The sequence below is a fragment of the Candidatus Zixiibacteriota bacterium genome, assembly GCA_021159005.1.
Taxonomy (GTDB): Bacteria; Zixibacteria; MSB-5A5; order UBA10806; family 4484-95; genus JAGGSN01.
This window is the reverse complement of the sequence record JAGGSN010000116.1, coordinates 1-3,209: the sequence shown is the minus strand read 5'-3', so window position 1 is coordinate 3,209 and position 3,209 is coordinate 1. Positions and strand designations below refer to the sequence as shown.

Annotated in this window: 2 protein-coding genes; both read left to right on the top strand. The window is 40.4% G+C overall.

Annotated features, from left to right (window positions below):
• On the top strand, positions 1-2,035 hold a 2,035-nt coding region (locus J7K40_07380), incomplete at its 5' end, for a hypothetical protein (protein MCD6162219.1).
• Between the two features lie 77 nt (positions 2,036-2,112).
• Positions 2,113-3,209 (top strand): hypothetical protein (locus J7K40_07375; protein MCD6162218.1); only part of this gene is annotated, 1,097 nt, incomplete at its 3' end.

Below are 3,209 nucleotides of genomic sequence, written 5' to 3'. Positions count from 1 at the left end.
TAATGAGTTGTGGCTGATAACGAATGTCTCGCTTACGATTCATCTGACTGCCGCCGGCAGTCAGCCGCGTTCGGTTTCCAGTCGAAGCGTTTATTCGCACAATGTCGTAATGAAGTACTTGAAAGGCATTGTCCGAAACTATGGCGATGTGGATGGAAATACGCCGACAATTCAAACATTTAACTACAATTATCCGGTTGATCCCGATGATATACCTCCCGACTATGTGATTGTAACTAATACCAGCAATCAATTCGCTCAGGAATTGATTCCATTTAAGTATTTCAAAACAAGCTATGACGGCTGCAAGGTTGAAATCTTTACGCTTGAGGATGATATCTATCCCAACTATGATGGGCGCGACAACCCGGAGAAGCTGCGCAACTTCATTATTGACAAATATACCGATGGCGCAATCTACGTGCTTCTGGCAGGAAATATGGATGTTGTACCGGTAAGATATGCCCATCCGGAACGTTATAATGGCTCAGTACCTGCTGATTCACAAGCCCAAATTATTAGCGATCTCTATTACGCCTGTCTTGAAGGTGATTGGGATGGTGATGGAGACGATACATTTGGCGAATACTTCTATGATGGCGAAGGTGGAAATAGAATTGATGTAGCCGCTGATATCTTTGTCGGCAGAGTCGCTATAAGCCAGCCCGGCCATGCCACAACCTGGATTGAAAAACATATTCGTTATGAAGTTGAACCGGGCTATGGCAGTACATCTTATTTAAGCAATGTAATGATTTCATCGGCTGACCAAATGGCTGATATTGAATATGCCGGTAATCAACCTCAAGCGATAGCTGATGAATTTTCTCCATTTTTTAATGTTGACACTGAAACATTCAGAGAACAACCATCGCCCTATGATCCTAATCCAACATCGCCAACAGGCATTGATGTTACAAGCTATCTTAGTAATCCTTCATGCGGTTATTATTTCAGTTTAAGTCATGCAGACCCAGAATGGTTTACTACAATGACAACGGGATGCAACAATTATCCAAGATGGGGAGTTACAACCTGGCCAGCTTTGATGCCTTGGCTGCCTGAAGAAGCTGACACTATTCACAGTGTGGAGTTGGAAGGTCGAGAATACATTCATTCTTCTATAGGATGTCATCTTGGCTGTATGGATGTTTTGTATTTCTGGGACCAAGATTATCACTATGATTTTTGTTATGCTGAAAAGTGTTTATTCATTGAAGGCGGTCCTTTCGCCGGTACTTTTAATACGCGTATAGGTTGGTGCGACTTATCATTTAGAATAGAGGCTGCTAGGATTGAATTGTTATGTGAAACGAGCTATATAGACCATCGTTTTGGACCTGCTCATTATGGTATGAAATCTAATTACACATCCTGCTGGAGATACAGAACTATTACATACGACAATACACTATTTGGCGATCCAGAGTTTACTGTTTATACTGATAATCCTCGTCAATTTGTGCTTGAACACCCCGAATCTGTAGAGTTAGACAGCACTCAGACAATAACCGTACGTGTTCTCGACAGCCTATATACGATGCCTTTGCCTAATGTGCTGGTTACTCTTAGTAAACAAGGGGAAATTTACGAAAGGGGATATACCGATGCTTCCGGAAGAGTATATTTAACAGTAAACCCAACTACTGGCGGAAATATATCGGTTTCTTGCGACAGGAGTAACTACATTGTTAATAATGGCTCAATTGATGTAAACACCTACTGCGCCGACGCGGTTGCTGGCGATGTCAACGGTGATGGATTTGTTATCGGTTCTGATGTCATATACGCTACTAACTATTTTCGAGGTTCAGGTCCGCCGCCGCCTGATTCCTGTATGTGTCCGGATGAATATCTATATCATGCGGCTGATGCCAATGGAAACTGTGTATTTATCGGAAGCGATATCACCTATCTACTCAATTATTTTCGGGGCGGTTCGGCGCCTTTGTTCTGTCAGGATTGTCCGGTTGGCGAATTAATTCTTTTAAAAAGGAGTAATATAACTGATAAAGTAAAAACTAAAGATAGATAGCAGTTTACACAAGAAGCCCCGGGGAAAAACCTTGACACTTGGGGCTTCTTGATTATATTAAAAAGAGGTATACAATTATGAAAAGAGTTTTAATATTACTCCTACTATTGATTGCTTTTAATAGTTTCAGCCATGCCATCGAAATCTCCGGCGATGTCTATGGCACATGGACAGCTGACAATAACCCCTATGAGGTTATTGCTGATTTGCGGGTGCCGCAATGTTCGACTCTAATTATCGAGCCGGGATGTTATATCGATTTTCAGGGTTGTTATGCCTTTATAATAGATACATCCGCTTGTTTAATGGCTATAGGGACTTCAAGCGACTCGATAGTATTTACCGCATCTGATACTGTTTCTCGCTGGCTTGGAATCAATTTTTTCAACGCCGATAGCAACTGTATTATTAATCATTGTATTATAGAATGGGGAACAAGCGCACTTGAGGGAGATGATTTTACAAAGGGAGGCGGCGTGGCTTGTTATTATACTAATATAGAAATATCAAATAATTTTTTTAAATACTGCAATGGAATTATTTTTGGCGGAGGATTATATTGCAAGCATTCAAGTATTACTATATCTGATAATATATTCATTGAAAACAGAACATGGTTATTAGGCGCCGCTATCTGTTGCGAGTACTCTGATGCTTTGATTGCCAATAATATTATTAAAGATAATATTGCCTATCATCAGCTTGGCGGTGAAAGGGGCGGTGGTATATACTGCGGTTATTCGGATGTTGTTATTAGAGGCAATATCATAGCTAATAATGTATCTGGAGCCGAGGGGGGAGGAGTATATACTTATAGATGCAATGTTTTGGTTGAGTCAAATATAATATGTAGTAATTTGGCTTATTCATACGATGGTGGAATTGCAGTTTTTGGGCCTGCAAATGTAACAAGTGAATATTATTATAACAATTTAATTTACGGAAATGAAGCTGGTATAAGCGGAGGCGGATTGAATGCAAGAAATATAATAAACTTTGAGAATAATACTATTTGTAATAACATTGCTAATTGGATGGGAGGCGGGCTTAAAGTAGGTCCTGAATTTATTGAGGAACCGTTGATGAACAACATAATCCGCGGCAACACAGCCGGCGTTGGTCCTCAAATATATGGTGATGTAGATTCATTCACAGTCATTTGCTCCAACATCGA